The sequence below is a fragment of the Bacillus sp. AFS001701 genome (assembly GCF_002559405.1).
GTDB lineage: Bacteria > Bacillota > Bacilli > Bacillales > Bacillaceae_G > Gottfriedia.
Genome location: NZ_NTZO01000411.1, coordinates 1 through 5,437, shown reverse-complemented (window position 1 = coordinate 5,437; position 5,437 = coordinate 1). Strand labels below are relative to the sequence as shown.

At 32.2% G+C, this 5,437-nt stretch carries 7 protein-coding genes; 3 read left to right on the top strand and 4 right to left on the bottom strand.

Annotation, left to right across the window (positions count from 1 at the left end; all coding sequences use genetic code 11):
• Positions 1 to 37 precede the first annotated feature (37 nt).
• Positions 38 to 1,555, bottom strand: a complete 1,518-nt coding sequence (locus tag CN514_RS20275) for an MDR family MFS transporter (protein WP_098234137.1) — start codon at positions 1,553 to 1,555, stop codon at positions 38 to 40.
• Positions 1,555 to 2,031, bottom strand: a complete 477-nt coding sequence (locus CN514_RS20270; protein ID WP_098234136.1) for a MarR family winged helix-turn-helix transcriptional regulator — start codon at positions 2,029 to 2,031, stop codon at positions 1,555 to 1,557. The genes CN514_RS20275 and CN514_RS20270 overlap by 1 nt, the downstream gene beginning before the upstream one ends.
• Positions 2,032 to 2,394: 363 nt before the next feature.
• Here CN514_RS20270 and CN514_RS20265 point away from each other — a divergent pair, with 363 nt between their 5' ends.
• Positions 2,395 to 2,892, top strand: a complete 498-nt coding sequence (locus CN514_RS20265; protein WP_098234135.1) for a GrpB family protein — start codon at positions 2,395 to 2,397, stop codon at positions 2,890 to 2,892.
• A gap of 28 nt (positions 2,893 to 2,920) precedes the next feature.
• On the opposite strand, the gene CN514_RS20260 is transcribed toward CN514_RS20265, so the two are convergent.
• A complete protein-coding gene (locus CN514_RS20260; protein WP_098234134.1) occupies positions 2,921 to 3,832 on the bottom strand; it encodes an aldo/keto reductase in 912 nt (303 codons plus the stop codon).
• A 37-nt stretch (positions 3,833 to 3,869) separates the two neighbouring features.
• A complete protein-coding gene (gene mciZ / locus CN514_RS25375) occupies positions 3,870 to 4,019 on the bottom strand; it encodes a Z-ring formation inhibitor MciZ (protein ID WP_129688645.1) in 150 nt (49 codons plus the stop codon).
• Between the two features lie 90 nt (positions 4,020 to 4,109).
• Between mciZ and CN514_RS20255 the strand changes: the two genes are divergently transcribed.
• Together CN514_RS20255 and CN514_RS20250 are read left to right on the top strand one after the other, a co-directional pair.
• Positions 4,110 to 4,655: an NUDIX domain-containing protein gene (locus tag CN514_RS20255; protein ID WP_098234133.1), complete on the top strand. Its 546-nt coding sequence runs from the start codon at positions 4,110 to 4,112 to the stop codon at positions 4,653 to 4,655.
• 78 nt (positions 4,656 to 4,733) lie between these two features.
• Positions 4,734 to 5,420 (top strand): DUF975 family protein, encoded by a 687-nt coding sequence (locus CN514_RS20250; protein ID WP_098234132.1) that lies wholly within the window; start codon positions 4,734 to 4,736, stop codon positions 5,418 to 5,420.
• The last annotated feature ends 17 nt before the right edge of the window (positions 5,421 to 5,437 follow it).

Sequence of the window (5,437 nt, the reverse complement as noted above, 5' to 3'; positions counted from 1 at the left end):
AGCCAAATCCATCTATTCTAGGATTTGGCTTTTATTTTTATTGAGCTTTTTTCGCTCTATTTTCTTTTACTTCAAAAGTTAACTTTTCTTTACCCATTAGGATAATCGCGATAAAACCTAAAGTAATTGGAATTAGTGTCCATTTAAAAGTAGTCGCAACAGAATGAGCCATTGCTTCTGATATTTTATGAAGTACTTCTGGTGGAATTTTAGCTCTTGCATTAGCGGATAATAATGCACGTGAGTCTACTTTTCCGCCAAATGCACCTAAATTACCAAGTAAATCACTTAATTTATTTTTAAATACGTGGTTTTGAATTGTTCCAAAAATAGTCACACCAATTGTCATACCTAATGTTCTAAAGAAAGTATTTGTTGATGTAGCGATGCCTCGTTTTTGAGGTTCGATTTTGTGTTGAGTTGCCATACTTAATAGTGAGAATGAACAACCCATTCCAAGACCTGCGATAATCATGTAAAACGTTACTGTTGATCGAGCTGTATTAGTATCTAATGTACTTAATAAATACATTCCAATAAAGAATAAAACAACAGAAACTAACATGATGCTTCTATAACTAAATTTACGTACCGATTGTCCTGCTACCTGGCTACCTACAACTGAACCAAGCATCATCGGAATAAGAATGATACCAGAATTTGTAGCTGTACCACCATAAACTGATTGAACAAAAAGTGGAATTAATACGGTCGTAATAATGAAGGCAGAACCGTAGAAAAATGCAACACCTTGAGTTGCCGCAAATAGTTGCTTTTTAAATAAGCTAAATGAAATAATTGGCTCTTCAACCTTTCTTTCAATTAGAATAAATGCGATAAACAATACTGCAAAGATAGCAAATAAGGAAATAATTGGACCAGAATTCCAATCGTATTCATTTCCACCTAGTTCAAGTGCAAACATTAAACTGACAACTGAACCAACAAGTGTAATTGCACCAAACCAGTCGATTTTAAGTTTTCTAAGGTGCAGATTTTCTTTATAAAACTGAGAAATTAAATATAAAGAAATAATACCTAAAGGTAAGTTGATATAGAAAATCCAGCGCCAATCAATTTGATCAGTAATATATGCTCCTAAAAGTGGTCCAAATACACTAGAAAGACCAAAAACTGCACCAAATAAACCAGTCATTTTTCCTCGTTTTTCAGGAGGGAAAATATCGAAAATAATTGTAAAGGCTATTGGCATTAGAGAACCTCCGCCAATTCCTTGGATCGCACGATAAACACTTAATTGAACAATACTATTTGCTGTTCCACATAATGCAGAACCAATTAAGAAAATTAAAAGTCCTAATAAATAAAATCGTTTACGACCATACATATCTGATAACTTACCAAATATCGGCATACTTGCCATAGTAGCAACCAAATAGGCAGAGGTTACCCAAATAAATTGGTCTAAACCACCTAGTTCTCCAACAATTGTCGGCATTGAAGCTGACACAATTGTGTTATCCATAGCCGCCATGAGCATTCCTAATAATAGACCTGCTACGACAAAGCCAACCTTGCTGTCTTTTGAAACCATCAAGTTTCCCCCTTATTTAATTCTTTAGTCTCTTTTGGAATCAATACATTAATATCATTCCAAAATTTAAATAATAATGTTAACTCTTTGTCATCATACTGGTTAAAAATAGTAGAAAGAGAGTCAGATAATGGTTTAAAAAGCTCTGCTAATTCATCATCACGTTCATACACAGGTTGAATAATTACTCGCCTACGGTCATTAGGATCTTGAATACGTTCAACAAAGTTGACTTTTTCAAGTCGGTCAATAACACCTGTTATAGCACCAGTAGTTAGATGTGTTAATTGTGATAACTTTCCAGCTGAAATTGGACCAGTATGGCAAAGTAACTCTCGACATCGTAAATCAGTCGCATTTAAATGAAGGTTCGAGGCAAGTCCTTCATTAAAAAGAACGATTGAAGTGCTAAATTTTCTAAATTCCATTATTAGAGACGGAATAAATTCACTTCGAATGATTGGGTTTTCTGACATTTCATTCTCTCCTTAAAATAGGAAGTACTATAAAAAGTTAACGTAACTAAATATCTTAGTAACTAAAATAATTATAATTCAAAGAAACCAAATAAAGTAGAAATTGTGAGTATTTTAACCAAAATTTAATTTAGTATTAAATTATGATTTTTGAACATTTCTTAAGTATGTTTTAGGGTAAGGGATTAGGTTATATAAATAGAAATAGTTTAATTCTAGGGAATGGGATATAAGTAAAAAGTCACGATGATATCAGATCATTTTTTTATGTGCTTACTTCACCAATTAATTTTTTCAATAATTAAGTGACCTTTAACGAATGCTATAAAAGGAAGTTAATGAAAAAAGTGTAGGTGTTCTAAAGTGAAAAAGAATATTGAAATTGTACCTTATCGTACTTCCTGGGAAGAAGATTTTCAGTCGGAAAAAAAGGCAATTGATCTATTATTACCGGAGAAAGCAGCAATTTATCATATAGGGAGTACTTCAATTCCGAATATGTTTGCGATGCCAATCATTGACTTAATGATCGTAGTAAAATGCTTAAATAAGTTTGATGAGTATAGTGATGTTCTTAATACCTTAGGTTACGAACAATTGGGGGATCAATCTAAGCAAGACAGAAGATTTTTTATTAAATGTGATGATAATTGTAGTTTCCATATACAAGTATACGAAAAAGGAAATGCTGCTGTTGAACGAAATATTGCATTTAGAGAATATATGATTGCGCATACTGATCAAGCAATGGAATATATAGAATTAAAAAAAGAACTTGCTAAAAACAAAACAAAATATAAAAGGGGACGAAAAGAGTTTTTAGATGAAATCGATCGAAAAGCAAGTAAATGGAAGAAATAACACTCCTTCCATGGAAGGAAGGAGTGTCTTAACGATGTTCCTCATATTTCGTAAGAAGTGAAATTTCTTTTATTTTGGTGATTTGTTGTGAATTTAATGGTTTTGCAAAGTATGCGTTAAGATTATCTAGTAATTGTTCTTTATTTCGAGCTCCAACTGCTAACGATGAAACTGCTTTATGAGAAAGAACATAGTGTAAAGCTAAGCTATGTAAGGATTGTTCCTTATCGAGAAGGTGGAGAAGCTTTTGGATTGTTTCATTACATTCTTGTTCTGAATATGACATATAGCCCTTGTTAGATAGTTTCTTTTCCCATTTACTTGTTAATAGCCCTTTTGCCACGGAACCACGTGCGATGACAGAAATATGATGTTTTTCGAAAAGCGGAAAGAATTCTTCAGGTCTTCGCTCTAGTACATTATATTGCATCATAACACCTTGTATAGAAGAATGATTTACAAATCGATTAATAACATTTGGACGAATTGAAGAGATTCCATAATGGCGTATTAAGCCTTCTTTTACTAGTTCATCAAAAGTAAAAATAGTTTCTTCATATTGATCCTCGATTGTCCCACCGTGAAGTTGATAATAATCGATATAATCTGTATTTAGCCTACGTAAATTGTCTTTTACAGCTTCTTTAATATATGCTCTCGACGGATCCCAATACCATTTATTATCATTTGAATTATTCCAACGGTTTCCGACTTTCGTTGCAATAACTACTTGATCTCTACGACCTTTTAAAGCTTTTCCAACGATTTCTTCATTTTTACCAAAATCATATAAATCAGCAGTATCAAAGTAATTGATTCCAGCATCGATTGCGGCATGAATTGTTGAAATCGCCTTATTCTCTTCTGTCCCAAGAGACATACATCCTAAACCAATTTCGGATATTTCTAATAAAGTAGAACCAAGCTTACGTTTTTTCATATAAATCCCTCCAAATTTAATTGTAGGGAAAAGAGAATTATTTTACAACATAGAGAAGCTTACCATTGGAATTTTGAATCCATTCTTGAACGGTTTTATATTGCATACCAATAACTTCGAGGGTTTTTAAAATTTCTGTTTTGGAGCCCACAAGGACAACAGAATTTTCCGTCATACACATTTTCATAAGACTACCTCATTTCAGAAAGTATTTTAATGAAATAAATGATAAAATGTATGTGACAACCATATAAATTAGAACAAGGTGATGAAAAAATTGAAAAAATTTGAAGAAAAAACACTAGCAGAAGAAAAAGTATTCGCAGGAAGAGTTATATCTCTATATCATCAAAAGGTAGAATTACCGAATGGAAATACAAGTACGCGTGAAATCGTAAAGCATCCCGGTGCAGTGGCTGTTATTCCAATTACAAATGAAGGAAAAATTGTTTTTGTCGAGCAGTACCGAAAAGCACTAGAAAGAAGTCTTCTAGAAATTCCAGCAGGAAAATTGGAAAAAGGCGAAGAGCCACTTGTAACGGCTAAACGAGAGCTAGAAGAAGAGACTGGATATGAAGCAGCAAATTGGGAGCATATACAATCTTTTTATACTTCACCGGGGTTTGCAGACGAGTACATACATATATATGTAGCAAAAGGTTTAAAGAAATTAGAAAATAGTGCAGCATTAGACGAAGATGAATTTGTTGAAATTTTTGAGCTAACATTAGACGAGTGTTTAGTAGAGCTAAAAAAAGGTTCAATCCATGATGCAAAAACATGTTTTGCAGTCCAATATTTACAATTATTACAAAAAAATTAAAATAAAATTGAAAATAATTCTCAAATTATGGTAATAAACATGGTAAAATAAGATGACATTTTTTGAGAGGATGAGTAGATGAGAATTTCGTCAATTAAAAAAACAGCTAAAAATCGTCTATCTGGTAACTGGGGAAAAGCGATTTTAACACTAGTAGTTTTTGGTGTATTAGAAGGACTTATTCATTTGTTACTTAATGGGCCAGTCAATCAACATTATACAGGAAGTATATTTTTAGATTTGGATCAACAAGATTCAATCCCAGGTGTAATCCAAAGCGTAATCGAAATTATTAGTGCAATCTTAAATACTCTACTAGGCTATGGTTTACTTGTTTACTTTATTAAGTTGATTCGTGATGAGGAAAAAAGCATATCGGACTTATTTTTCTATTTTAAAAGTGGGCATCAATTTATAAGAGGAATAATAGTTGGATTCTTAGTAACTTTATTTACATTATTATGGACTCTTTTATTAATCGTTCCTGGTATTATAAAATCAATTGCTTATTCACAAGTTGGATATATTTTAAAAGATCATCCAGAAATGGGTGCATTAGATGCAATTACACTAAGTAGAAGAATGATGGATGGGTATAAATGGAAATTATTTTTATTATGGCTTTCATTCATCGGTTGGGGTCTATTAATCATCATTACTTTTGGGCTAGCTTTGTTTTATGTAGCACCATATTTTTCTGCAACTCAAGCTCAATTTTACGAAGAAGTAAAAGAAGCTTACGAAGGAAAAAAAGAAACAATTTAAAAACCTTAAGACTAAAG